General features: G+C 55.9%; 20 protein-coding genes. 15 read left to right on the top strand and 5 right to left on the bottom strand.

Features of this window, described 5'->3' with window-relative positions; all coding sequences use genetic code 11:
* The first annotated feature begins 4 nt into the window (after positions 1-4).
* Both N8E88_RS08675 and N8E88_RS08680 read left to right on the top strand, forming a co-directional pair.
* Positions 5-1,069: an EscU/YscU/HrcU family type III secretion system export apparatus switch protein gene (locus N8E88_RS08675; RefSeq protein WP_262292161.1), complete on the top strand. Its 1,065-nt coding sequence runs from the start codon at positions 5-7 to the stop codon at positions 1,067-1,069.
* A gap of 26 nt (positions 1,070-1,095) precedes the next feature.
* Complete coding sequence (locus tag N8E88_RS08680) at positions 1,096-1,527, top strand: BspJ family T4SS effector nucleomodulin (protein WP_262292162.1); 432 nt, start codon at positions 1,096-1,098, stop codon at positions 1,525-1,527.
* A gap of 3 nt (positions 1,528-1,530) precedes the next feature.
* Here N8E88_RS08680 and N8E88_RS08685 read toward each other — a convergent pair whose 3' ends face one another.
* Entirely contained in the window at positions 1,531-2,322 is a 792-nt protein-coding gene (locus N8E88_RS08685; protein ID WP_262292163.1) for a helix-turn-helix transcriptional regulator, read from the bottom strand.
* Between the two features lie 312 nt (positions 2,323-2,634).
* Here N8E88_RS08685 and N8E88_RS08690 point away from each other — a divergent pair, with 312 nt between their 5' ends.
* Positions 2,635-3,789 carry a DUF3095 domain-containing protein gene (locus N8E88_RS08690; protein ID WP_262292164.1) on the top strand — a complete coding sequence of 385 codons (1,155 nt, stop codon included), beginning with the start codon at positions 2,635-2,637 and terminating at the stop codon, positions 3,787-3,789.
* 11 nt (positions 3,790-3,800) lie between these two features.
* Here N8E88_RS08690 and N8E88_RS08695 read toward each other — a convergent pair whose 3' ends face one another.
* Positions 3,801-5,138 (bottom strand): nucleotide sugar dehydrogenase, encoded by a 1,338-nt coding sequence (locus N8E88_RS08695; RefSeq protein WP_262292165.1) that lies wholly within the window; start codon positions 5,136-5,138, stop codon positions 3,801-3,803.
* A gap of 427 nt (positions 5,139-5,565) precedes the next feature.
* Between N8E88_RS08695 and N8E88_RS08700 the strand changes: the two genes are divergently transcribed.
* From N8E88_RS08700 to N8E88_RS08750, 11 genes are all read left to right on the top strand, one after another.
* Entirely contained in the window at positions 5,566-6,909 is a 1,344-nt protein-coding gene (locus tag N8E88_RS08700) for an adenylate/guanylate cyclase domain-containing protein (RefSeq protein WP_262292166.1), read from the top strand.
* Positions 6,910-6,926: 17 nt separating this feature from the next.
* The gene (locus N8E88_RS08705; RefSeq protein WP_410010587.1) at positions 6,927-7,865 is read left to right on the top strand and encodes a polysaccharide lyase family 20 protein; all 939 of its coding nucleotides are present in this window, start codon (positions 6,927-6,929) and stop codon (positions 7,863-7,865) included.
* A 207-nt stretch (positions 7,866-8,072) separates the two neighbouring features.
* Entirely contained in the window at positions 8,073-9,962 is a 1,890-nt protein-coding gene (locus N8E88_RS08710) for an ABC transporter ATP-binding protein (RefSeq protein WP_262292168.1), read from the top strand.
* Positions 9,956-11,881, top strand: coding sequence for an ABC transporter substrate-binding protein (locus N8E88_RS08715; RefSeq protein ID WP_262292169.1), 1,926 nt, complete (start codon positions 9,956-9,958; stop codon positions 11,879-11,881). Before N8E88_RS08710 ends, N8E88_RS08715 begins: the two co-directional genes overlap by 7 nt.
* A gap of 4 nt (positions 11,882-11,885) precedes the next feature.
* Positions 11,886-12,884, top strand: coding sequence for an ABC transporter permease (locus N8E88_RS08720; protein ID WP_262292170.1), 999 nt, complete (start codon positions 11,886-11,888; stop codon positions 12,882-12,884).
* Positions 12,881-14,056, top strand: a complete 1,176-nt coding sequence (locus N8E88_RS08725) for an ABC transporter permease (protein WP_262292171.1) — start codon at positions 12,881-12,883, stop codon at positions 14,054-14,056. The genes N8E88_RS08720 and N8E88_RS08725 overlap by 4 nt, the downstream gene beginning before the upstream one ends.
* An 87-nt stretch (positions 14,057-14,143) precedes the next feature.
* Positions 14,144-15,355, top strand: a complete 1,212-nt coding sequence (locus N8E88_RS08730; protein ID WP_262292172.1) for a glycosyltransferase family protein — start codon at positions 14,144-14,146, stop codon at positions 15,353-15,355.
* Positions 15,356-15,364: 9 nt separating this feature from the next.
* Positions 15,365-16,609, top strand: coding sequence for a glycosyltransferase (locus N8E88_RS08735; protein WP_262292173.1), 1,245 nt, complete (start codon positions 15,365-15,367; stop codon positions 16,607-16,609).
* On the top strand, positions 16,606-17,736 hold the full coding sequence (locus N8E88_RS08740) for a glycosyltransferase family protein (protein WP_262292174.1): 1,131 nt from the start codon (positions 16,606-16,608) through the stop codon (positions 17,734-17,736). Before N8E88_RS08735 ends, N8E88_RS08740 begins: the two co-directional genes overlap by 4 nt.
* A gap of 227 nt (positions 17,737-17,963) precedes the next feature.
* Complete coding sequence (locus N8E88_RS08745) at positions 17,964-20,678, top strand: ABC transporter ATP-binding protein (RefSeq protein WP_262292175.1); 2,715 nt, start codon at positions 17,964-17,966, stop codon at positions 20,676-20,678.
* 90 nt (positions 20,679-20,768) lie between these two features.
* Positions 20,769-21,233: a cyclic nucleotide-binding domain-containing protein gene (locus N8E88_RS08750; RefSeq protein WP_262292176.1), complete on the top strand. Its 465-nt coding sequence runs from the start codon at positions 20,769-20,771 to the stop codon at positions 21,231-21,233.
* Between the two features lie 37 nt (positions 21,234-21,270).
* Here N8E88_RS08750 and N8E88_RS08755 read toward each other — a convergent pair whose 3' ends face one another.
* Positions 21,271-23,037 carry a metallophosphoesterase family protein gene (locus N8E88_RS08755; RefSeq protein ID WP_262292177.1) on the bottom strand — a complete coding sequence of 589 codons (1,767 nt, stop codon included), beginning with the start codon at positions 23,035-23,037 and terminating at the stop codon, positions 21,271-21,273.
* A gap of 215 nt (positions 23,038-23,252) precedes the next feature.
* Between N8E88_RS08755 and N8E88_RS08760 the strand changes: the two genes are divergently transcribed.
* A complete protein-coding gene (locus N8E88_RS08760) occupies positions 23,253-24,083 on the top strand; it encodes an MBL fold metallo-hydrolase (protein ID WP_262292178.1) in 831 nt (276 codons plus the stop codon).
* Positions 24,084-24,142: 59 nt separating this feature from the next.
* Here the strand turns inward: N8E88_RS08760 and N8E88_RS08765 are convergent, their stop codons facing one another.
* Both N8E88_RS08765 and N8E88_RS08770 read right to left on the bottom strand, forming a co-directional pair.
* The gene (locus N8E88_RS08765; protein ID WP_410010588.1) at positions 24,143-24,895 is read right to left on the bottom strand and encodes a polysaccharide deacetylase family protein; all 753 of its coding nucleotides are present in this window, start codon (positions 24,893-24,895) and stop codon (positions 24,143-24,145) included.
* On the bottom strand, positions 24,885-25,979 hold the full coding sequence (locus tag N8E88_RS08770) for a glycosyltransferase family 4 protein (protein WP_262292180.1): 1,095 nt from the start codon (positions 25,977-25,979) through the stop codon (positions 24,885-24,887). Before N8E88_RS08770 ends, N8E88_RS08765 begins: the two co-directional genes overlap by 11 nt.
* Between the last annotated feature and the right edge of the window lie 16 nt (positions 25,980-25,995).

A 25,995-nucleotide genomic window follows, 5' to 3' on the forward strand; every position in this document is an offset into this window, starting at 1 on the left:
GCCGATGTCGGAGACGGCCGACAAGGAAAGCAAAACCGAGGAAGCCACTGAGAAAAAAGTCAGTGATGCAATCGAAAAAGGCAATCTGCCTTTCTCCCGGGAAGCACCAATCCTTGCTTCGATCATCGCTTTTCTCATCATCATGGTTTTCGTCGTTGTGCCCAGCGGCGCAAAGCTTGCCTCGTTTCTTTCCGAACTGCTGGATAAATCCGACGATTGGCGGCTGAGCAGTGCCGACGATGCCCGCCAATTGTTTGGCATTATCGGCGCGGCTGTTGGTTTGGCCCTGCTGCCGATCCTCATTATCGTCCCTGGCGCAGGTATCCTCGCATCCGTCCTGCAAAATGCGCCGCGCATCGTCTTCGATCGCATCCAGCCGGAAGCGTCGCGCGTTTCCATCATTAAGGGCTGGTCGCGTCTTTTCGGTTCAGCCGGCCGCGTCGAGTTCCTCAAATCCACGTTGAAATTTGCAGCCGCGAGCATCATCGTCTTCATGATCTTCTTTAAGGACAGCCATTTTTTCGTCGACGCGATCATCACCGAGCCGAGCCAGTTGCCCCAACTCATCCGCACGCATATCGTGCGCCTGCTTGCCTCCGTAGCGATTGCCGTCACCGTGCTTGCAGCATTTGACCTGGCCTGGACCCGGATTCACTGGCGCAGCGAGCTTCGCATGACACGCCAGGAAATCAAAGACGAGCACAAACAGGCAGAAGGCGACCCACTGCTAAAATCGCGCTTGCGCTCACTTGGCCGTGACCGGGCACGCCAGCGCATGATCGCTTCGGTACCGACTGCCACACTGATCGTCGCAAATCCGACACACTTCTCGGTTGCTCTGCGCTACAATCCTGCCCAAGATGGGGCACCCGTCGTTGTAGCAAAGGGTCAAGATATCATCGCCCTCAAGATCAGGGAGATCGCCGAGGCACACGACATACCCATATTCGAGAACATCCAATTGGCGCGGTCACTTTACAAGCAGGTCCAGGTCAATCACGTCATTGCTCCGGAATTTTATAAGGCGGTAGCTGAACTCATTCAATTTGTTAATGGACGCCGTAAATAATTGCGTAAATTCAAGCGGATCAATATATGAAGCGAACACAATATTCCGTTGCCCGCGTCGAGATCATCTCGGCGCATCTGCAGGAGGTCATACACGATCTTTGCCTGGTGGATGTAGCAGACTATATCGCCTTCATTCGTTGCGAACTGTTCGGCAATATTGCCGATATCGTCAATTCTGCGACGGAACTGACCTTTTACCCGAATACGCTGACTTTCGGGCTTGGGGGCGAGTACACACTCGACTGGAATTCAACGCCAAAAGTGATGCTTGATCTGGAATTCAGCAATATGGGGGTGAATGCTTATTTCAGATTGACCCTGTCATCCGATTCCACCGAGATAGACTTGCATCACGTTCGATTTTCCGAAACGGGCAAAAGTCCGGCCGATAATACGGCTCTGCTCGCGGCAGCGTTCGACAATGCCCGGCTGCCACAGCTCACTGCACCCGGATAAGTTCTAGAACCTGCTGGCAATGGTTGGCATCTCGATGACGCCCAAGGCCAGCGCCGTCGCCACCGTCGATGTGCGATTGGAGCAACCAAGCTTGTTCTTGGCGTTCTGCAGATAGGTCACGACGGTCCAGCGGCCAATGTTGAGAATCTCGCCAATTTCACCGTCGGTTTTGCCGTTGGCGGCCCAGTACAAACAATCCAATTCGCGTTTCGTCAACAGCTTCGCGACGACCGCCGCCAGGCGCGGATTGCGATTGCCATGCAGGACATTGTGCAGGCGGGTCGAAACTGTCGCCAACCTCTTTCGCATCCCGTCCACGAATGCAGCTTCATGTGCGCGTTCAATGTCGAAAGTGAAAAGTGTGACTCCGCGAAAGCCATGTGCATTCGAGGCATTGACGGCCAGATAGAGATTACCTAAACCGCGCGCCTCGCAATCGCGCAGAAAGTGTCTCACCTCCATCGACAACCCACCCTCCGCCGAGAGGTTGCGGATGGTGCCAGGTGCATTTCCATGCTGTTTAGATACCCTTATGGCCTGCATGATCGGATCAACCGAGAAATAGTTCTTGGCTGCATAACGCATCACCCATTTCGTCGGCACAGTAGTGAGGACAGATATATCCGGAGCAGGACCGCGATAGGGGCCAGGCTGATCGCTATGGCCCACATGCGTGATGTGGCGGCAATTCAGCTGCTGCCTGATTCCAACAAGCATTTCAAGGGTGTCATGCTTGACGGTCCCACTTATAAAACCTTCCTCGAAATCCGGAAAATGGGCCAGATCAAAATGCATCGCGGGAGTGAACCATTTCCTCTTGGCAGAATATGCCGGTATCTTCGTTAAAATTTAAAAATTCGAACTGGTTGAAAAGGCACAGAATCAATAACCTTGCATATGGTTGCACGAGCTTTGCCCGAGGCACAAGTCGCTGAACTATTGTATTGCCGCTTTGTCACATTTTTACAACGCAGCTGCAATCTCCAGTTGAAAGTTGCGTTTTGCTGCTCCCTCGTTTTCAGGAGGTCGCTTTTTGCCTGAGGCCGGACATTACACAATGCTGGTTCACCCATCGCTCGTCACTTTGGACTGTGGTAACCCTTACGCATGATCACAAAAACATCTGGCGATTTCTTTGACGCCCTCCCTGTCTTCGAACACTTCGAGGGTGTTTGCGACCCCGGTAACTATAAGCCGCTCCCGGATGACTGGGTGTTGGCAACGGCCGATATTGTTGATTCAACTTTGGCGATTAAGGCAGGACGTTACAAGGCTGTAAACATGGCCGGCGTGAGTGTCATCTCCGCTCTCCTCAACGTGCTTGACAGGAAAAACTATCCCTTCGTTTTCGGTGGCGATGGGGCATTGGTGGCACTACCGGCATTCACCATTCCGCTCGCGCGCGAAGCTCTGGCCGCTGTGCAATCCTGGGTTGCCGACGATCTGCAGCTGAAGCTGCGTGCCGCCCTTGTCCCGATGCGCGATATCCGGGCCGAGGGTCTTGACGTGCGCGTCGCCCGCTTCAAGGTCAGCCCCGACGTTTCTTACGCGATGTTTGCCGGGGGTGGGGCGAGTTGGGCGGAAGCGCAGATGAAGAAAGGCGCCTACGCCATCGAACCGGCTCCTTCCGGTACCCGGCCTGACCTGACCGGTCTTTCCTGCCGCTGGAATCCGATTGAAGCGCGCAATGGTAAAATCGTGTCGATCATCGCGGTACCGGGGCCATCAGGTGCCAGCGCGCAATTTCAGACGCTCGTCAGCGACATCATCGCCCTCGCAGCCGAGCAGGGCCGCGGCGCCCACCCGCTTCCCGCCGAGGGACCGCCGATAGGCTTGGTGACCAAAGGTGTCGATGCCGAAGCACGGGCCACTGCCCCGGTTGGAAAACGCCTTTCCCGCAAAATCGCGATTATCGGACAGATTATCTTGACTTTTTTGCTCGACAGGCTCGGACTTACTGCGGGCGGCTTCGATCCGAAGCGCTACAAAATCGAATTGTCGCGAAATTCCGATTTCCGCAAATTTGACGACGGCCTCAAGATGACCATCGACATCGATGGCCAGCTTTCGCAGCGCATCGAAATGCTGCTCGAAAACGCTTCGAAAGCGGGTATCGTTCAATATGGCTTGCACCGGCAGGATGCTGCGCTGATTACCTGTTTCGTGCCGACGCCACAGGCCCACGACCACATTCACTTTATCGATGGCGCAATGGGTGGTTATGCTATGGCAGCAAGCCATCTGAAGGCGAAAATGTCTTAGGAGGTCAGCGGTTACGCCTTCACAATATGCTCGGCCATCAATCCCAGCCTGGTGAAAACATTCCGCGTATCGATGATGAGAGGCGCCCATTTCGCCAGAGCGGCGTAGTCGACGCGGTCATGATCGGTCGAGATCAAAATGGCGTCGTAGGATCTGATTGAAGTCTCGTCGAGGTCGACCGACCTGCGACCCTTCAACGCCATGTATTCCCGTGTTGTCGGGATTTCGTCAACGAAGGGATCATGATAATCCGCGGTGCCTCCACGTTCCTCGATGATCTCGATCAGCCGCAAAGACGGGCTCTCGCGGATATCCGGCACGTTCTTCTTGTAGGCGAGGCCCAGGACAAGAATACGAGAACGGCTGAGCGCCTTGCCTGCCCGAACATCGAGCGCCTCCGCAAGCTTGCTTATGACGTGGCGCGGCATGGCGGAATTGATTTCGCCAGCCAGCTCGATGAACCGGGTCGGTAGCTCATATTCACGCGACTTCCACGTCAAATAGAACGGATCAATGGGAATGCAATGGCCGCCGAGCCCTGGCCCGGGATAGAAGGGCATATAGCCAAAAGGCTTGGTCTTCGCCGCCTCGATGACCTCCCATATGTCAATACCCATTGCCGCGTAGACGGTTTTGAGTTCGTTGACGAGCGCGATGTTAACCGACCTGAAGATGTTTTCCGTGAGCTTGACCGCTTCCGCAGTGGCATTGGACGAGACCGGCACAACGGTTTTTACCGCCGCACCATAAAAGGCCTGCATCAATTCGCGAGCCGCTTCACCATCGCCGGCAACGATTTTCGGGATCGTGGCAGTCTGGAAGTCGCGATTGCCAGGATCTTCGCGCTCCGGCGAAAATCCGAGGAAAAAGTCCGTGCCGGATTTGAGACCGGTTTTTTCGAGGATCGTCTTGACCACCTCATCGGTGGTGCCGGGATAGGTCGTCGACTCAAGCACGATCAACTGGCCGGGGCGTAAGGTGGCCGCAATCGAACGGCAAGTCGCCTCGACAAAGGAAAGATCCGGGTCGCGATGTTTCGTCAGCGGCGTGGGCACGCAGATGATGATGACATCGCACTTTGCAAGTTCGGAAAAGTCGCTTGTCGCGCCAAACCTTTTCGCCGCCATCTCGCTTTTGAGCGCCGCGTCGGTCACCGCTTCGATATAGGAGTGCCCCGCATCGAGCGCGATTTTCTTGCCAGGATCGATATCGAAACCGGTAACGGCAAACCCGCTGCGCGCAAGAGTGATCGCCAGCGGCAATCCGACGTAGCCAAGCCCTATGACACCGGTATGGGCCTGCCGCGTTTCGATTTTACCGGAAAGGTCGGAAAACGGGGACGAAGCCAATATATTCTCTCTTGTGCAAGCGCCGCTGCCGGCCATCAGGTCGGTTTTAGATGGCCGCTATGCGGTTTGCTGTCAAGCGTTGCGCTCGCGCGCAGTCTCGAAGCCTTTTCAAGAAACCCGGCAAGCTGTTTGCCGACAGCTACTCACGATCAAGTGACAACTGCCTATTGTTTCAAATAGGCAACATGCCCATTTGAGACATGGAAACAACGACTGATAGAGGACTTGCCCGCCGAACTACCCGCCTGAGCAGTATCGGACCGGTGAGATTGCGGTGTCAGCACCCTCGTCGCCGACGTTGACATGATTATCCGATTCGCTCATCTTCCCTCCCGTTCCCTGACAAGTTCGTGCGGTAGCTCACACTTGCTCGAGGGGGCGACTGGGTGCGGGAAGTGGACGTGGCTCGCATTTGCAAGGACGACGGATGAGCACGACCCAATTTGACGTATCCACCATACTTCTCGACAAGGTAGCCGACTGGCTCACGCAAACGTCGCTTGCCGGCGACAATCTGGAGACTATTGTACGCGGCTTTTGCGAACGTATCGCAGCGGCGGGCCTGCCGATCGCCCGCGTCAATCTCTCCTTCTCAATGCTGCATCCGCTCTACGATGCGTTGGGATTCACCTGGAAACGTGCAAGCGGCATGAGTGTCGAAGGTTACCGGCACGACCCGGCCGGAAAGCCTGAACGCTTCCTGTTGAGCCCCTACTTTTATCTTCTCAGCAACAATCTGGAGCATTTGCGACGACGCATCGATGTTGATGGACCCCTCGAATTCCCGGTGCTTGACGAGTTGAAACAGGAAGGCGTCACCGACTATCTCGCTTTCTTGCAGCCTTTTGGCGGTCAGTCGACGCAAGGCATGATGGGTTCCTGGTCAACCGACAGCAAGGAAGGGTTTAGCGATGCCATGATCGCGGCGCTGCTGCGACTGCAGAATCATCTGGCAGTTGCCGCCAAAATGGCGGTCCTCGGCAAACTAGCCGACAACATGCTGACCACATATCTCGGTGGCAATGCCGGTAAGCGTGTCCTCAACGGCCAGATCAGGCGTGGTGATGGCGACACGATCCGGGCCGCGCTCGTCATGGGCGATATGCGCGAGTCCACCGTTCTGGCCGAGAAAGAGGGACGGCAGGCCTATATAGATACGCTCAATCATTTTTTTGATGCTATTGCGGCCCCGTTCAATCGGGGTGGCGGCGAAATTCTCAGCTTTATGGGCGACGGCTTTCTTGCGGTCTATCCCTGCGGTCGTCACAAGGATCCGTCGAAGATCGCCTGCCAAACCGCTCTCAATGCGGTGTTCAAGGCGCAGGCACGTGTCGCTGAACTCAACAAGGAGCGGCGCAAGGATGGTCTTGGCGACGTTCGTTATGGCATCGGTCTGCACGTCGGGAACGTCATGTTTGGCAATGTCGGTCTTAAAGACCGCTTGACCTTCTCGGCCTTCGGCTCTGCCGTAAACGAAGTGCAGCGCTTACAGGGGCTTACCAAGAAATATTCGCGCGAGGTTATCGCCAGCCAGGCATTTGCCACCTATTGTGGTGGCGACTGGGTTACCTTGGGCGAGGAAAAATTGCGCGGTGTTGGACAGAAAGTCACGGTTCTATTGCCAAAATCTTCTGAACCAACAGCCCAGCTGGACGATGCGTATGATCAGGTCACCTATGATGGCCTGTCCGATGCGGAACAGGTAATGCTGTTGCATCGCGATGCCAAGACTCAGGAGCGGCGGCCCATGATAGACAAATTCATGCAATGACAGGAAAGATCGTCGCCATGGCTCTCCTTGCCGCTACTCTCAACCTATCAGATGCGGCAGCAGTGCCAGGAGGCGACACGCTTTTCGATGGTTTTGATGGCAAGGATTTTGCGGCAAGTGGCGGACTCTACTACCGCAAGAATTTCGAGCAGCGCGCCGGCAGTTTCGAATTCCAGTCCGACGTCAAGCAGACTGGTACTGGCGCCCTGAAACTGAGCGTCAAGCCATTTTGCCCGAACGTCAAACAAAACTGCAGTGAACGGGCAGAGATATGGGAGAAAACCGACCGTCGCGTGCCCTATAGTGAAGGTGTCTGGTATGGTTTTGCCGTCAAGTTCGCCGATCCAATCCCACAAGGCGATCATCGGTATCTTATCGCGCAATGGAAGCGTGAGATCGGGCCAGATGCAGTCGGTGATTTCAGTCCTTTCCTGGCGCTGCGCCTGAACCAGGGCAAGCTGTTTGCGACCGTCGAAACCAATTATGTGGCGCCTTCCAAAGCGGAAGGGACAAGTCCTGTCCAGGCCTGCGCAAACAACCAGACGCCGGTCTGGTTCCGGGCAGACACAAACCAGATGCGCGCGCTCATAGCGACTGACGAAAACTGGACACCGCAGGACGGCAGCCAGTTCAATAGCTGCACCGATGCAATCACCCTGACCGATCATGGCAACAAGCTGCCTTCGCCAGGGTCCGGGTGGATTGATTTCGCCATTTATACCAAGCCCGGCCCTGACGGATCTGGCCATATCGAGATTTTCGCCAACCAGAAATGGATCGTGACGGTCAAAGGCCATATCGGCCACGGCGACGGCGGCCTTGGTAGAAATCAATATTTCAAATTTGGCCCCTATAGAGCTGCCGATAAGACTGAGTGGACGCTTTATTATGATAATTTCCGCCGTTCGCCGCGCTGCGAGGACGTGCTTGGCCCGGGAATTTGTCCTGCGCCTTGATTGTTTTATTGGATCTCGAACCTCGAGCACGCTTACCGCTTTTGCGATCTTGCTGAATTGAGTTGCAAAACTCAAGCATCGCATAGCCTCCTCCAAAGGTATGGGCTGCTATCGGCACATAGAGCCAGCTAGACTCCCCCAGGGCCGTGCGATAGGTTCAATTTTTAGTGAGCAACGAACAAGGCTCCGAGGGAACATTTGGCTGGCATGAAGTCGGAATCTGATCTGTTGCGTATCGAAAATCTGGGCATTTCGTTTTCGATGCTTGGCGGGCGTTTGCAAGTCGTCAAGGGCGCGAACCTGCGTGTTCTTCCGGGAAAAGTAACGGCTCTTGTCGGTGAATCTGGTTCGGGAAAGTCTGTTATCAGTCAGTCGGTCATGGGAATCCTGCCCAATACGGCAAAGGTCACCGGGAAAATACTCTTCACCGATCCAATCGACGGCAGAAGCACGGATGTTCTGCAATTGTCGCGGGATGGGCCCGAAATTCGGGCGTTACGTGGCAGCCGCATGGCGAAAATCTTTCAGGAGCCGATGACATCGCTGTCACCGCTCCACACCGTCGGCAACCAGATCAGCGAAGTCCTGGCGATCCACACCGACGCGACGAAGGACGAACGCCGGGCAAAAACCGAAGAAATGCTTGGCCTCGTCGGCTTTGCCAAGCCAAGTCGCACCTATGACATGTATCCGTTCGAGCTTTCTGGCGGTATGCGCCAGCGTGCCATGATTGCTATGGCGCTCATCTGCCGTCCTGCCCTGCTCATCGCCGATGAGCCGACGACGGCGCTCGATGTGACGATCCAGGCACAGATCCTCGAATTGCTGCGCGATCTCCAGCACAAGCTCAACATGGCAATTTTACTCATCACCCATGATCTCGGCGTCGTCGCCAATATGGCCGACGAGGTGGTGGTCATCTATCACGGTGAGATCATGGAGGCCGGACCAGTCGACGCTATCTACCGTAAGCCGCAGCATCCCTATCTGAAGGGCCTCATGGCTGCCGTACCCCATTTCGACATGAAGCCTGGTGAACGCTTGAAGGCACTGCGCGAGGTTCCCGTCAATGCGAACACATTGTGGGCAAAGAAAAGACAGATCGAAAACGCGCCGGAAATTCTGCTTTCCGTTCGCGACCTGGTCAAATCCTACGGCATCCGCAAATCGGGCCTGTTTGGCAAGCAGGATAAGACTTTGGTAAAAGCGGTGGACGGCATCAGCTTCGATATCAGGCGCGGCGAATGCCTCGGTCTTGTCGGCGAGAGCGGCAGCGGCAAAACCACGGTCAGTAAAATATTGATGCGCGCGATCACGCCCGATAGTGGTTCCGTCACCTTCGACGACGGCAGGGGCAAGATCGATGTTCTCAAGGCTGAGGGCGAGGAGCTCATGGAGTTGCGCACCCGCATGCAGATGGTGTTCCAGGATCCGGTCTCATCGCTCTCACCGCGCATGACAGTGCAGAACATCCTCAGTGAACCCTTGGAGATCCATGGACTTGGCGACAATGGCTACCGTCTGGAGAAGGTGCGCGCGCTGATGCAGGCGATCGGCCTCGACCAGCGCTATCTCAACCGCTACCCGCACAGTTTTTCCGGCGGTCAGCGCCAGCGCATAGGCATCGCCCGTGCTCTTGCGCTCGGGCCGCAACTCCTGATCTGCGACGAACCCGTCTCGGCGCTGGACGTTTCGGTTCAGGCGCAGATTCTCAATCTTCTCAAGGACCTGCAGAAGGAACTCGGGCTCACCTATCTGTTCATTTCCCACAACCTTGCCGTTGTCGACTATATGGCGGACCGTATTGCCGTCATGTGTGGAGGCCGGATTGTCGAGATAGCACCGCGCGAAATAATACTTCGTGACCCGGTTCATCCCTACACGCGCTCGCTGCTGGCAGCTGTGCCTTTTCCCGATCTGGACAGGCCGCTTGACTTCGAAACATTGAAGATGGGTGGCGCTTCGGACCAACGTTCCTGGGGTGCTCAGTTTGCCGGTGATGGCGACAGCGAAACACTGGCTCCAGCCGATCTTGGTGGCGGCCATCTCGTCTTGGCGCACCGCAATGCCGACGCAAGGGAGTTACGTTCGTGGTAACGCGCCGCACTGTCCTTGGTACCTTTGGTCTCGGTGCTCTGGGTTGCGGGATATTGCCGGAGCTGGCAAGTGCGGCCGACCGCGATATTGAGCCGGAGTATCTTGCCGATCAGTTGCGCGCGCGCAGTTTGCCTCCCCTTGCCCAACGATTGCCGAAGCGGCCACGCATTGTGCGCCTCAAGGAAATGGGACGAACCCCCGGGCAATATGGCGGAACGGTCCGCACGATCATCGGCAGCGCCAAGGACATACGGTTCATGACCATTTACGGCTATGCGCGGCTGATTGGCTATGACGAACGTCTGGTTTTCCAGCCCGATATTCTTGAGGGCTTTCAATCCGACAATGACAGCGTGTTCACTTTCACGCTCCGCGACGGCCACAAATGGTCGGATGGATCTCCGTTTACCGTCGATGATTTCCGCTATTGGTGGGAGGACGTCCTGCTCAATAAGGATCTGACACCTGGCGGCGGCTCCATGGTGTTGCGTGTCGATGGAAATCTGCCGCGCTTCGAAGTTCTCGATGAATGGACCATTCGCTACTCCTGGGACAAGCCAAATCCGGACTTCTTGCCAAATCTTGCCGGGCCGCAGCCGCTGGTCCTCGTCGGTCCATCAGCCTATCTCAAGCAGTTCCACAAGAACTATCAGGACCAATTCAGGCTTTCCGCCTTGATGCAGGAACAGCGGGTGAAGAAGTGGGCTGACCTTCATATCAAAATGTCACGAACGTACCGGCCGGAGAATCCCAAGCTGCCAACGCTTGATCCCTGGCGAAACACGACAGCGCCGCCGGCGGAGCAATTCATCTTCGAACGCAACCCGTTCTTCCACCGCGTCGACGAAAACGGCCGTCAACTGCCTTATATCGACCGCTTCGTGCTCAATGTCAGTTCATCCTCCATCATTCCCGCGAAAACGGGTGCGGGAGAAAGTGATCTGCAGGCAACGGGTATTGATTTTGCCGACTACACCTTTCTGAAGGATGCGGAAGACCGCTACCCGGTGAAGGTCGATTTGTGGAAAATGACCCGCGGCTCACGCGTCGCAATCCTGCCGAATCTCAATTGCGGCGATGACGTCTGGCGTGAGCTGTTTCGCGACGTGCGGGTGCGACGGGCTTTGTCGCTTGCCATCGACCGGCATGAAATCAATATGGCGGTGTTTTACGGCCTTGGCGTTCCCAGTGCCGATACATTGTTGCCCGAAAGTCCGCTGTTCAAACCCGAATATGCCAGTGCATGGATCGATCACGATACGGAACAGGCCAATGCGCTGCTTGACGAGGCCGGATTGCAAAATCGCAATGAGGACGGCATTCGCCTGCTCCCGGACGGTCGGCTGGCCGAGATCACAATCGAGACACCGGGTGAGAGCTCCGTCGATACGGATGTGCTTGAACTCGTCACCGATCACTGGCGCAAGATCGGAATCGCGCTGTTCATTCGTACATCCCAGCGCGATATTTTCCGCAGCCGCGCTATGGGCGGGCGCATTATGATGTCGATCTGGTATGGCATGGACAACGGCGTGGCAACGGCCGACATGAACCCGGGACAGCTGGCGCCGACGATGGATGATCAGCTGCAATGGCCACTGTGGGGAATGCATTACCTGTCGCATGGCAGCCAGGGCAAGGCAGCGGACCTTCCTGAAGCGATAAAGCTCACAGAGCTTCTGGGACGCTGGCAGCGATCCGCTCACCTGACCGAGCGCACCGAAATCTGGCAGCAGATGCTGGCCATCTATACCCAGCAGGTATTTTCGATTGGGCTTGTCAATGGCACGCTGCAACCGATTGTGCGTACATCACGTTTGCAAAACGTTCCCGAAAAGGGTCTCTACGGATTTGATCCGACGTCCTATCTCGGCATTTACATGCCTGATACTTTCTGGCTGAGCGGGGAGCAGGTCTAAAGAAATGCTGCGTTATATACTTTGGCGTATCGCTGCGATGATCCCCACCCTCTTGGTCATCTCGGCCCTGGTCTTTACCATTATCGAATTGCCGCCTGGCAATTTCTTCGAAAGCCAGATTGCGGAGCTCCGTGCCCAGGGGGAAACCGTCAATCTGCAGGAAATTGAGGAACTGCGCCATCAATATGGTTTTGACCAGCCGCCAGTGCTACGTTATTTCCATTGGCTTGGCGGCATGCTGCAGGGCGATTTCGGCTATTCCTTCGAGTACCAGCTGCCCGTGAGTGAAGTGGTGGGAGAACGGATGTGGCTGACAATCCTCGTCTCTTTCGTCACTATCTTGTTCACATGGGTCATGGCCTTTCCTATCGGCATGTACTCAGCCACGCATCAATACAGCTGGAGCGACTATGGCCTGACTTTCTTCGGGCTTCTCGGCATTGCCATCCCCAATTTCATGCTGGCGCTTATCCTGATGTACTTCGCCAATATCTGGTTCGGCACGTCGATCGGGCATCTGATGGATCAGAAGTTTCTGGGTGAACCGATGAGCTGGGAAAAAGCGCGATCTATTCTTTCGCATCTGTGGATTCCCGTCATCATCGTCGGCACAGCAGGCACGGCCGGCATGATCCGGCGTTTGCGCGCCAATCTCCTCGACGAGTTACAAAAGCAATATGTTATGACGGCGCGCGCCAAAGGGCTTCACCCGTTCCGCACGCTGGTCAAGTACCCGCTTCGAATGGCGCTGAACTTTTTCGTTTCCGATATTGGTTCCATTTTGCCCTCGATCATCTCCGGCGCAGAAATCACCGCGATCGTTCTTTCCCTGGAAACAACCGGGCCGATGCTCATCAAGGCGCTGCAAAGTCAGGATATGTATCTCGCCGGCTCCTTTTTGATGTTCCTCGCATTCCTGACGGTTATCGGTGTGCTTATTTCCGACATTGCGCTTGCCTTTCTTGATCCGCGCATTCGTTTGCAAGGCGGGAGTACAAAGTGACGGCACCGCTTCCTCCGCCCGGCGCGCCCCTGCAACATTATGTTTCCACCGCCCCGTTCGATCCCATGTCGGTCGAGGTGATGACCGACGCGCAGGCGAAAATCCATCTTGCATCGCAGGCGCGTTTGATGTGGTGGAAATTCAAGCGGCACAAGCTCGCTTTGGCATCGGGCATATTTTTGCTCGTGCTTTACGGCATGATCATTATTGCCGAATTCCTGGCACCTTACAATTTGCACACACGCAACGTCGACTTTATCCATTCGCCACCACAGCGGGTGCATCTGTTCCACGACGGAAAGTTTGTTGGACCGTTTGTTTATGGCCGGCAAATGAAACTTGATATGGAGTCGCTCAAACGTGTCTATACAAACGATCGCAACGATGTTGAACCGCTTCGGTTCTTTTGTCGTGGTGACAGCTACCGTTTCTGGGGCCTGATCGAGGGTAATGTCCATCTTGTCTGCCCGGCAAAGGATGGCCAGATGTTCCTGCTCGGTACTGATCGGCTCGGCCGTGACGTCTTGTCCCGCATCATCTATGGTGCGCGCATATCGCTGACTATCGGGCTTATCGGCATAACCATCAGTTTTGTTCTCGGCATCGTGATCGGCGGACTTGCAGGCTATCACGGCGGTTTGTTCGATCTGCTGGTGCAGCGTGTCATCGAGGTGTTGCAATCATTGCCTAGCCTGCCGCTCTGGATGGCATTGGCGGCTATCATGCCGGTGACGTGGAGTCCTGTCCTGATCTATTTCGGCATCACCATCATACTTGGCATGCTGGACTGGACCGGGCTTGCTCGTTCCGTGCGCTCCAAGCTCCTTTCGCTGCGTGAGGAAGACTACGTGCTGGCGGCGCAGTTGATGGGCGCCAAGAGCCCGCGCATTATCGGACGGCACCTGGTGCCCGGCTTTATGTCGCACCTGATCGCAACGGCCACCATTTCCATACCGGGGATGATCCTCGGAGAGACCGCACTGAGTTTCCTTGGGCTTGGCCTCAGGCCCCCGATCACCAGTTGGGGTATTCTATTGACCGAAGCACGCAGCGTCAGCGTCATCGCTTTTTATCCCTGGCTGCTGTTTCCGATGATTCCTGTCATACTTGTTATTCTGGCGTTCAATTTCTTGGGAGATGGGTTGCGTGACGCTGCCGATCCCTACAGATAGGGCAAGTGAGGGTCCGATGAGTTCGCATTCTCACGATCGTTTCGAATGCACTGCGCGGGTCAACCCGCAAAACAAGGGGTTTTGACCATGATGCGGCGTTTCGAAGATGCCCGGATCTTGATGTATAGCCACGACACCTTCGGCCTTGGCCATTTGCGGCGGTGCAGAACGATTGCCCACTCGCTTGTCGAGGACTACCGCGGGCTCAATATCCTGATTATATCCGGCGCAACGATCGCCGGCGCATTCGACTATCGCGCCCGCGTCGATTTCGTGAAAGTGCCGAGTGTGATCAAGCTTCGCAATGGCGAATACACTTCCCTTGCGCGCCATATCGATCTGCATGAAACGCTGAAGATGCGCCAGTCGATCATCCGGCATACGGCCGAGACCTTTCAACCCGATATCTTTATTGTCGACAAGGAACCGATGGGGCTGAAAGGCGAAGTGGAGGAAACCCTCGCCTATCTTAAATCCCGCGGCACGACACTTGTCCTTGGCCTGCGTGAGGTCATGGACGCGCCGCATCTGCTCGAGGCCGAGTGGAAGAACAACAATGTGATGCACAAGATCGATCAGTTCTATGACACGGTCTGGGTCTATGGCCCGCCGGATTTCTACGATCCACTCATCGACCTGGATGTGCCAGCGACCCTGCGCGACAAGATGAAATTTGTCGGGTTTCTGCAGCGCAGTCTGTCGAACGACAACACCCCGACCCATGTTCCCGAGGGCGATTATATTTTGGTGACCACGGGCGGCGGCGGCGACGGGGCTGACCTCGTGCACAACGTCATCCACGCCTATCAGCAAGATCCGACCCTCCAGCACAAGGCATTCATCGTGCTCGGTCCCTATATGCCGGCCAAGCAGCGGGCGAAACTGGTCAAGAAGGGCGGCAAAATTCCCTATATCCAGGTCATCGAGTTCGATAATCGCATGGAAGAATTGATCGCGGGCGCAAAGGCTGTGGTGGCAATGGGCGGCTATAACACCTACTGCGAGATCCTGTCTTTTGACAAGCCGGCACTGATCGTCCCCCGTGTCCTGCCACGCGAAGAGCAGCTGATCCGGGCGACGCGCGCCGCCGAACTTGGTCTCATCGAAATGTTGCTGCCAGAGGAAGCCGAGGACCCCTTGCGCTTTGCCGAGGTGCTCAAGCGCTTGCCTGACCGTCCGCCACCATCGCAAACCGGCAAGGGTGAAGGCATGCGGCTGGAGGGTCTCGTGCATATTTCCGAGATCGTTGGCGACTGGCTGGACGAGCGCGAACAGCCATTGCCCGCAGTTGCGGAATAAGAGAATACCTTGTCAGTACGCTTGAAGACATTGGTGATTCTGAAGGGCTATCCGCGCCTGTCGGAAACATTCATCGCGCAGGAACTGCTCGGACTGGAGCGCGCAGGCTTCGACCTGACGCTGATCTCCATGCGCAAGCCGACAGACAAGAAGCGCCATCCGATCCACGATGAGATCAAGGCGCGTGTCGTCTATCTGCCCGAATATCTCCACGAAGAACCAATCCGGGTATTCCGCGCCCTTATGGCCGGGCGGAGGAAGCCCAATTTCCGGCCACTTCTGCAGCGGTTCTGGAAAGACCTGCGTCGCGATATTTCGCGCAACCGCATCCGCCGTCTCGGCCAGGCACTCGTCCTTGCCCATGAATGGCCGGACGCAGGCGAATGGCTGCATGCCCATTTTATCCATACGCCGGCTTCCGTCGCACGCTATGCCAGCATCATGACGGATGTGCCTTGGACCTGTTCGGCCCATGCAAAGGATATATGGACCTCCCCCGACTGGGAACTGATCGAGAAACTCGGTGAGGCGCGCTGGAGCGTCACCTGCACGCGCGCTGGCTTCGAACACATGCGTGAGCTGACAAACCGAAAGGAACAGGTGCATCTGAGTTATCATGGTCTCGACCTTACCCGCTTTGGATATTTTTCTGGCGTCCGTCCGAGCCGCGACGGTTCGGACGGCTCGAATCCCGTGCAGATACTGAGCGTCGGTCGTGCCGTGCCGAAAAAGGGCTATGACATCCTTTTGCAAGCACTGGCGCTTCTGCCTGCTCGTCTACACTGGAGGTTTGTTCATATTGGCGGAGGCGATGAACTGGCGCGCTTAAGGCCCCTTGCCGACAAGCTTGGCATCGCTGATCGCATCACCTGGAAAGGCGCGCTTGCGCAGGAAGATGTGCTTGGGCACTATCGCAGCGCCGATGTTTTTGCCCTGGCCTGCCGGGTCGCGGCAGATGGAGACCGCGACGGCTTACCGAATGTCCTTTTTGAAGCTTCCAGTCAGAACCTCGTCTGCATCTCTACGAATATCTCCGGCATACCCGAGCTCTTGACTGGCGGAGAGAACGGTTTCGTCGTCCCCCCGGAAGATCCCCGGCTGCTGGCGGTTGCACTTGAACGGGCGATCCGCGAACCTGACCTTCGATACCGCTTGGGCAAGGCCGCCGAGAAACGGGTCCGCGAACACTTCGACCATAATTCCAGCATCCGCCAATTGACCCGGCTTTTTGAAAGCGAATGGCAAAAACCATGAGCCGACCGCGCGTTCTTTTTTACGTCCAGCATCTTCTGGGCATAGGTCACCTCGCCCGCGCCAGCCGCGTCGCCTCGGCCCTGGCCGCTGACAATTTCGATGTCACGGTTGTAACGGGTGGGTCGAAGGTTTCAGGGTTTCCAGGATCGGATGTCAAATCTGTCGCATTGCCTACCGTGCTTGCGGGCAATGCCGGATTTTCAGGTCTGGCAGATGCGCATGGCAATTCGGTTGACGATCAATTCCTCGCTCGCCGCCGCGATCTCTTGCTCGAAGCGTTTCACCGGATCAACCCGTCTATCGTCATCATCGAAGCGTTCCCTTTTGGACGCAGGCAGATGCGGTTCGAACTTTTGCCATTGCTTGATGCCATCGCAGCGATGTCGCCGCGGCCGAAGCTTCTGAGTTCAGTCCGTGATATCCTGCAAGAGCGCACGAAGCCCGGGCGCGACGAAGAGACGGTCAGCATCATCAGGGCGCATTTCGACCATATCCTGGTTCATGGAGACCCGTCATTTGCAACGCTTGCCGATACGTTTCCGCTAGCAAAGGAGATCGCCGACAAGATTATCTATACCGGTCTGGTTGCCGGTCCAGACCCGGCCGAGCCATCGGAAGTCTTTGATATCGTTGTGTCTGCCGGTGGCGGCGCAGTCGGGTTCGACCTGATCCGGTCAAGTCTGGAAGTGGCAAGGCAATCGGCATTCCGGGGATCGTGGTGCCTGATCACCGGACCCAATCTGCCGGAACGCGATTTCGCCGCCTTGTTGGCAGATGCACCCGGCAATGTGCGTATCGTCCGATTTCGCCAGGATTTTCCGTCATTGCTGAAAGGCGCCGAGCTTTCAATTTCGCAGGCGGGATACAACACCGTATGCGATATTCTGCGCGCACAGTGCCGCTCCATCCTTGTCCCTTTCGCGGCCGGGGGCGAAACGGAACAGAGCGTACGCGCCACACGACTGGAAGCCCTCGGTCTCGCCATCGCCTTGCCAGAAAACAGCCTCAACGCGGATATTCTCGGCAATGCCCTTGCGACCGCGCTGGCACAGCCAAGACCATCGTCACATAGGCTCGATCTGAGCGGCGCCACACACACGGCTGCAGTGTTGCGGAGTTTGCTCTAGTCAAGGCAGTATCGGTCAGCGGCAGCACGCGCGCTGATCCCAAAAGCTTCCTCAAAATTACACACCAACACCTCCAGTTGACAGCGCTATGTTCCGTGCCCATGTCATATAGCCTTCACCAAGCTGATGCTGTAGGCTGGGACGATTCAATCATGGAGTTCGTCCATGTACTCTTCAAACGTTTCAGTATTTGAAATTCCTGCTGAATTCGCAGCCCACGGTCGCCCATGGAAACAAGTCTAACACGCTATATCTGGTCGAACACGCGGCTGCAGCAGATATGGATTCTGTTCGTCGTAGCTGTCTCGATGATTCCGTATTTCATGTCTTTCGATCTGCCAAAACAGATCGTCAACGGTCCCATCCAGGGTAACGGGTTCGAGACACCCGGCGCGACGCGCACCTTCATGCATCTCGAATACGACCTGCCCGCTCTCGGCAAGGTGGTGTTTTTCGACGGTCTTGAGCTCACACGTTTTCAGACATTGATGGCGTTGAGCCTGGTTTTCCTGTTGCTCGTCATCATCAACGGTTTGTTCAAGCTTTATATCAACACCTACAAGGGCCGCCTCGGCGAGCGCATGTTGCGGCGAATTCGCTTCGAGTTGATTGACCGCGTGCTGCGTTTTCCGCCGGCGCAATTCAAGCGGGTAAAATCCGCGGAAATTGCAACGATGATCAAGGACGAAGTCGAACCTATGGGTGGCTTCACGGGCGACGCTTTCGTTCAGCCGGCATTACTGGGCGGACAAGCTATCACGGCCCTCGTCTTCATCATCATGCAGAATTTCTGGCTCGGTATGATTGCCGCAGGCATTGTCGCGGTCCAGGGCGTCGTGATACCCCGCATGCGCAAACGCTTGCTTGAACTTGGACGCCAACGTCAGCTCACGGCGCGCGAATTGTCTGGCCGTGTGGGTGAGATTGTCGATGGCATTGGTACCATTCACGGTAACGACACATCGAACTTCGAACGGGCCGATATTGCGTCGCGTTTGGGCCTTATTTTCTCGATCCGGTACGATCTTTATCAATGGAAGTTCCTGGTCAAATTCATCAACAATTTTCTCGCACAGGTCACCCCGTTTCTATTCTATTCGATCGGCGGATTTCTGGCGTTGCAAGGAAGACTCGATATCGGCCAGCTCGTTGCCGTCATCAATGCCTACAAGGATCTCCCAGGGCCGTTGAAAGAGCTGATCGATTGGGACCAGGCTCGTCAGGATGTCCAGGTCAAGTACAATCAGGTGGTAGAACAGTTCAACGTCGACATGCTTGTTGATCCGAAAATCCAGGCCCTGGCACCCGATCCCGTCAACCGTCTTGAGCATTCGTTGCACGCGGTCAACCTGACGCTTTCCGACGATAGCGGTGCGCCCTTGCTCAGACATGTTACGCTGGAGATCAAACCGGGCGAGACCGCCGCCATTGTCGGCAACAGCGGCAGCGGCGCCGAAGCCCTTGCCGAGGCCTTTGCCCGCGTTATTTGGCCCGAGCAGGGCCGGATCACCATTGATGGCAAAGATATCCTCGAACTGCCAGAATCCGTAACCGGCCGCCGCATCGCCTATGCAGCCTCCGATACCTACTTCTTCCACGGAACCTTGCGCGATAACCTGCTTTATGGCCTCAAACATGCACCCTTGACCAAGGTCGAGTACGAGGGAGCGAAAGCTGCCAAGAACAGATGGAACATCAACGAAGCGCGCCGTGCCGGCAATCCCGAACTCGACGTTAACAGCGACTGGGTGGATTATGTCTCCGCGGGCGTGACGGGGCCTGACGATCTCTTCAAGGTTGTGCGCCCGGTCCTTGATGCGGTTCTGATTTCTCAGGACATTCTCGATATGGCCTTGCGTTCCACTGTCGTCATCGAGACGCACGCCGATTTGACCGATCGCATCGTCGAGTTGCGTCAGGCCCTGCGCAAACGATTGAAGAAGGAAGATCTCGACGACCTCGTCGTTCCGTTCAAGCTGGACGAATATAACCCTCAGGCCACCGTTGGTGAAAACCTGCTGTTCGGCAGCATGCGGCGGCCGATGATGACCAATCGCAAACTGGCGGCACATCCCTATTTCCGCTCGGTGTTGCGCGAGAACGACCTTTACATCGATCTTTACAATATGGGTCTGGAGATCGCGGCCAACGCGGTCGAGCTGTTCGAGGATCTGCCACCGGATCATCCGTTCTTCCAGCAACTGACCTTCATGACCGCCGATGACATCCCGGCCTATCAGGTGTTGCTGCAAAAACTGCAGGGCCGCGCTATCGACGCGGCGTCGGCAGACGAACGAACAAGTATAATCCGCCTGAGCTTCTCCTACATCGAGCCGAGGCATCGCTTTGGCCTTCTGAACAGCGAGCTCATGGCCAAGATCGTCGATGCCCGGGCACGTTTCCACCAGGATATGCCGGACGACCTCAAAGCAGTGATTGAACGCTATGATCCGGAACGTTTTATCGCATCGGCGACGCTTCTGGACAATGTCCTCTTCGGCCGGATCGGCTTCACCCAGGCCGATGGTTCGGACCGCATCCGTAGCATTTTGCGCGATCTGTTCGATCGTCTCGGTCTGTTCGAAAGCGTCCTTTCGATTGGCATGGATTTCGATGTCGGATCAGGTGGCAAGCGATTGACCAATGTGCAGCGGCAGAAGCTCAACGTTGCCAGAGCACTGCTCAAGCGTGCCGATTATGTGATCTTCAATCGTCCCCTGCCGGCACTTGACCAGCGTGTGCAGGACCATATTACACACAACATCATGGAGGACCTGCACGAAGAGGGCCACGCTCCTGCGATCATCTGGGTTCTGTCAAACACTGCACTTGCCAATCTATTCGATCGCGTGATTGTATTCGACAAGGGAACACTGGTCGAAGACGGAACGCACGCGACTCTTCTGGAGAAAAACGGTATATTCAAGGAGCTGGTGTCATAAGGGGGCAACATGAGATCTTTTGAGAATTCAGCTTTGCGCCCGTCTGGCTGAAATTATCAAAAAGTTTCTATAAGGGGGTTGTGGCCGTTCATGCTGCTGAAAGATGAAGTTGAAATGTTGCGGCGGGTACCGCTGTTTTCGGGCGTTGCGCCGGCCAAGCTCAAGCTTCTGGCCTTCACATCCGAGCGTGTCAGCTACAAATGCGGTCAGACCCTGTTTCGCCAGGGTGATCCGGCCGATGCAGCCTATGTCATCCTCACTGGCGGGGCTGATATCCTCTCGGACTCGCCAAGCGGCGAGATCAAAGTTGCCGAGATCGAGCACGACTCCATCGTCGGTGAAATCGCGATCCTCTGTGATGTTTCACGAACTGCAACCGTCCGGGCAAATTCCGCACTCGAGGCCTTGCGCATCAGCAAGGATCATTTTCTCAAGCTCCTTAGTGATTATCCGGAGATGACCATCGAGATCATGCGTGTTCTAGCCGACCGCCTGAGCCACACGACAACGGAACTTAGCGAAGCGCGCAGCAAACAGAAGCAGGCAGCGAAGTAACGGAAACCGAACCGGCGCTATGGGCCTCGACCTACCTTCAATTGGCCGACTGGTTTTCATTCCGCGTAATGGACCCGCTGGTGAGATCAACCAGGAAGTTACGGGAGGGCAGGTCCGACAGATATCGCCCCATCATGCGGAATATGCGCGCGAACTTGCCCTGAGCGCCCCCAATCTCGAGGGCAGACGAGCTGGCGTAAATCTCGATCAGCAAACGATAGGCTGCAAGCCGATGCGGCGATATGCAATCCAATGCCAATTCACTGCCCATGCGCAGCCGGTACCAATCGCCAAGCAGACTGAGTACCGGGATCAAATCCAGTTGTTCAATCGCTTTTTCCTTGTCGTCATCTGACGTTTTGCTGGCGCGTTCCGCATGAACAAGCGCAACAGTATCCTCGATGGAAAAGGGCTGCTTACATCGGCTGAGTACATACAAATCTCCGAGATTGAGCTGCGACATCGTCCTCGCCATGTCGTTTGGCCATTCGCGACGCAAATAGCGATACAAGACCAACTGGTCCACATGTTCCGACAGGAAATCTCCATAGTCAGTGGCATCCAGCATACGACCGGTCCTTTTGCCTGTGACATTGATCTCAACGCGGTATTGCTGATTGATGGCTGGATCGATCGGCAGATGCCCGATGCTGACCGTTTCAACCTTCAACCCCGTATGGCCGAGCGTTACCACCTTGAAGGCCGGGGGAAAGGCAGCAAGCGACGGCACGCCGATGTTCACGAGGTAATCTTCCCCATGCTGCACCAGCGCGGTATCATTGACATGAAGATGGCCGCTGAAATGAATTCCGATGCCCGCATCGATGGCCGCGCTCGCCACCGCATTCATCGGTGTCCGTTTCGTGGAGATCGTTTCACCCATCAGCGACCGTTCGTCCTCCGCTGTGCCATTGAGCATATCCAGTAATGGATAGTGCGAGAATGTCAGCAGCCGCTTGCCATCCCGCCTGGCTCTCTCCGCGACATCTTTGGCCCAATGCAACACGAAACGTTTATGCTTGAGCACGGCATTCCAGCCGGCATTGGTGCTGTCGACGAATGCCCCTGCGTCCCCTTTGGCAAAAACACCATTGCGCGGCTCGAAGACATTGGCATCGATCATCAAAAGCCAGAGACCCGCAATAGGTTCAATCAGATAAGACGAGTCCATTAACCGATACTGGTTTAGTCCGTCATCCGAGCACACCGAATAGAGCCGCTTGGCTGGATCGTCATGGATTCCGAATGGTGTTTCCCAATGCAAATCCGATGGCCTGCGAAAGAAGCCAATATCCGGCAATGCCAGCAACCCAGCGGGATAGCCGGAGCAATACATCTTGCTGGTAACCACCATACCGTCTGCATCGTCATCGACGAATTCATCATCGCTGGCGACGATTGTATAGGTACCATCCGGATTAAGCAGGCGTTTGGCGTGGTGCTTGCCATGCGGGCCGAAGATATCGTGGTTGCCAGAGGTAGCGATAAAGACAAGTCCGTGCTCGCGGTTGTAACGGCCCAGCAATTGCCGCAGCGCTGCAAGCGTCGCAATCTGGCCGTCATCGGAATAGTCGCCCAGCAGAACGACATATTTGATGCCGCGGGTGACGACCTCGTCCAGGGCCCCTCGCAGAGCAAAATAGCTTTCGTTGAACACCCGGGTGGAGCGCACCGTGTCGGTCAGGCGGCGCGCTGTCATTTGGCGCCCGCCGACATCGATGCCGTCGAAATCATAATCCCCATAAAGATCGTGGAAATGAGCATCGGCAATGACAGCAATCGGCGGAAACATCAAAGAAGACATGAATCATCCGTTTCGTGGTGAAGAAAGTCGGCAGATTTATACGTTTGTATCAATAATTGTCATAAAGCTTAAAATCCAAATCACTATCGCTTACATATGGTGCAACGCAGATTTTTATTGCGCCGCTGATAAATTAATCGAAATCCAAGCCTCGCATAACGATTGCAGTTTGGATACGATGCCCTGAAAAAGGGGAATTGGGTGTAAAGAGCATAATGAACGACGAAGTGTTTCGGGTGAAATTCTGGGGAACGCGGGGGAGCGTTGCCGTATCGGGTCCCGATTTCGAACGGTATGGCGGCAATACCGTATGTATCGAAGTTCAATGCGGCAGGCATCGTATGATCTTCGACGCCGGTTCCGGCATAAGGCAGGCTGGTGATGCTTTATTCCTGGAAGGCGTTGACCACCTCGACATCCTCTATACCCATTGTCACTACGATCACATCATTGGCCTTCCCTACTTCATGCCGCTCTACAATCCGATGATGAATGTGCGGCTCTGGTCTGGTCATCTGGCCGGGATCATGACGACCCGTGAAATGGTCAAGGAGTTCATGCGCCCGCCGTGGTTTCCTGTCGAGCCTGAAATCTGCAAGGCCAGTCTCGCTTTTCGCGATTTCCGCTCCGGCGAAGTGCTGACTCCATGCGATGGGGTCACGATCCACACCGGAAGCCTCAATCATCCGGGTGGTTGCATCGGCTACCGCGTCGAATTTGCCGGTCGCGTACTGGCGCTGATCTACGATACCGAACATGAGGCCGGCAAGCTTGACCCGGTTGTTCTGAAACTCATTAAGGACGCCGATCTCGTCGTCTATGACTGCACCTACACGGAAGATGAGATGCCGCGGCGTTTTGGCTATGGTCATTCGACGTGGCAGCACGGCGTCCTCTTGGCGCAAGCCGCCAAGATTGGCAGTCTGGCGTTGTTTCATCATGCGCCGGATCGCACCGATGACGAACTCGACCAGTTCGAGCGCCTGTCAAAGGAACGCTTTACCGGTGCCTTTGCCGCTCGCGATTTTCAGGTGATCGATCTTTAGAGCAATGCCAGGAAAAGTGTGACGCGGTTTTCCGTCCGCAATTGCGTAGCAACAAAGCGTTAGAGCAATTCCGGCAGCGAGACCCAGCGGCAAGCTGGCGCTGCAGCCACGACCGCGAACAACGTCTGCAAAAACGCCCAGGCCGATTCATCATTGACAAGGTGGTGTGTCAGAATGCCGATGGGCTCGTCGCTGCTCATGAAGCGTAACCGCAACTCCTTGACGATTGCTTCAACCAATTGCCCGTGATCCCTGCAGCCTCGTGTTCCGTGCCAGTCCATCAAATCAACATGCGTGTTGATGACCGGCAGGAAAGCCGTGAACTTGCCTTTGGGCGGACCGAACAGCGAAAGTGCCCTGAAATCGAGATTTGGCAGTTCATTCGCTAGCAGCGGATCGATCCGGTTCCACGGCGGCACCAACACCGGTACAAAGCGATCTGGAAACAGCTTTTCAAGCCGTTTATGCCCGTCAGCCAATTCAGCCGACATCACATCCAGCGTTCGATGCGGTCCCAGTTCCTGCTTCTTCTCATTGGCCGGTGCGTGGTTTTCATGCGACCAGCCATGCACCGCGACATTCACACGGGCTTCGTGCGCCAATCGTCGGGCAAGCTGCTCTCTTGCATATGCAGGGACCACTGCAAGCGTCAGGGGGACTTGATACGCTTCGCGCAATACCAAGAGCCGTTCCAACGCAGCGGTTGGCTCGACCGCATCATCGTCGCGCAGCCAAAATCGGGCGATGCGCTTGGCGTTTGTCCAGCGCGAAAGCTCCACCTGCAATGGCTGCCATATCGCTTCATCCATTATGCGCCACATATTCCCGCAATAGCTCGCCCAGTCGCTTCGACGCAATGTCAAGCGATCGTTCTTCCATGACGAAACGTCGTCCCGCTTTCCCCATGGAAAGGCGGCGCTCTTCGTTGTCCATCATCTGCCCAATGGCATCGGCAAAGGTTCTTGTATCTCCCGCCGTCGTCAACGTACCCGTTACACCGTCCCTGACCACCTCGGGCACGCCCGCAGTTTTCTGTGCCACAACCGGTAATCCCGCCGCCTGCGCTTCCAGATAGGCAATGCCGTAGGCTTCGCCCGTCCCCGGCCAGACAAAGGTGCCACCACGATAAAGCAGATCCACAACCTCCCTTGCCTGTTTCTGGCCGAGCCATTCGATGCGTTCGGTGCCAAATCCTCCAAACATCGCCTTCACCGCCACACGCTCCGGGCCATCGCCTATAACGCTCAGTTTCCAGGGCCTCTCACCGAGCAAGGCCAATGCCTCGGCGAGCATTCGATAGCTTTCGAGCTTGTCACCCGCCCGCATCATCGCGATCGTCACCAACCGATGCGGGTCATTCGCTGTCGGTTCAGCACGAAACGCTGATGCATCGATAAAGGGCAGCAGCCGCGCCAACCGGGCCTCCGGAATATGTCCGGCAAGTCCGGTCTCGTCGCGCCTGGTAAAACAGATATTGACCGCCGCGTGCCGAACCGCATCCACCACCACGGCCTGCAGCTCAGCCCAGTCGCCATCGTCTCGCCGCTTTGAATAGGACGCTTCAGCGGTCACATAAGGAATGCTTAGCGCAGCGGCCAGCGCCGGCCCGATCAGGTCGGGCGCCTTGTAGTAAGGATGATAGCAGAACCATAGATCGGGCTTTCCCCTACGCTGCCATTGCCGCGACAATCGCTCGATTTCCTGTTTTGCCAGTGTCGCAACACGTTCACGTCCGGCTGCTTCGGGCGTTGCCGTAAAGCTGCGTAGTTCCGATATCACGTCGACATCGTAACCAGCCAATTCAAGCGCAGCGACGAGCAATCTTGCCATCTGCCGATCGCCGGATGGGACCGGATGATTGGGTGATTTCAGCGGGGCATAGAAGGCGATCTGCATTATCTCTTTGTGCTTC

This window comes from Phyllobacterium zundukense (assembly GCF_025452195.1).
GTDB lineage: Bacteria > Pseudomonadota > Alphaproteobacteria > Rhizobiales > Rhizobiaceae > Phyllobacterium > Phyllobacterium zundukense_A.

Coding starts and splice junctions, on each gene's coding strand:
- N8E88_RS08675 (WP_262292161.1), top strand. CDS start 5: ATGTCGGAGACGGCCGACAAGGAAAGCAAAACCGAGGAAGCCACTGAG.
- N8E88_RS08680 (WP_262292162.1), top strand. CDS start 1,096: ATGAAGCGAACACAATATTCCGTTGCCCGCGTCGAGATCATCTCGGCG.
- N8E88_RS08685 (WP_262292163.1), bottom strand. CDS start 2,322: ATGCATTTTGATCTGGCCCATTTTCCGGATTTCGAGGAAGGTTTTATA.
- N8E88_RS08690 (WP_262292164.1), top strand. CDS start 2,635: ATGATCACAAAAACATCTGGCGATTTCTTTGACGCCCTCCCTGTCTTC.
- N8E88_RS08700 (WP_262292166.1), top strand. CDS start 5,566: ATGAGCACGACCCAATTTGACGTATCCACCATACTTCTCGACAAGGTA.
- N8E88_RS08705 (WP_410010587.1), top strand. CDS start 6,927: ATGGCTCTCCTTGCCGCTACTCTCAACCTATCAGATGCGGCAGCAGTG.
- N8E88_RS08710 (WP_262292168.1), top strand. CDS start 8,073: ATGAAGTCGGAATCTGATCTGTTGCGTATCGAAAATCTGGGCATTTCG.
- N8E88_RS08720 (WP_262292170.1), top strand. CDS start 11,886: ATGCTGCGTTATATACTTTGGCGTATCGCTGCGATGATCCCCACCCTC.
- N8E88_RS08730 (WP_262292172.1), top strand. CDS start 14,144: ATGATGCGGCGTTTCGAAGATGCCCGGATCTTGATGTATAGCCACGAC.
- N8E88_RS08740 (WP_262292174.1), top strand. CDS start 16,606: ATGAGCCGACCGCGCGTTCTTTTTTACGTCCAGCATCTTCTGGGCATA.
- N8E88_RS08745 (WP_262292175.1), top strand. CDS start 17,964: ATGGAAACAAGTCTAACACGCTATATCTGGTCGAACACGCGGCTGCAG.
- N8E88_RS08750 (WP_262292176.1), top strand. CDS start 20,769: ATGCTGCTGAAAGATGAAGTTGAAATGTTGCGGCGGGTACCGCTGTTT.
- N8E88_RS08755 (WP_262292177.1), bottom strand. CDS start 23,037: ATGTCTTCTTTGATGTTTCCGCCGATTGCTGTCATTGCCGATGCTCAT.
- N8E88_RS08760 (WP_262292178.1), top strand. CDS start 23,253: ATGAACGACGAAGTGTTTCGGGTGAAATTCTGGGGAACGCGGGGGAGC.
- N8E88_RS08770 (WP_262292180.1), bottom strand. CDS start 25,979: ATGCAGATCGCCTTCTATGCCCCGCTGAAATCACCCAATCATCCGGTC.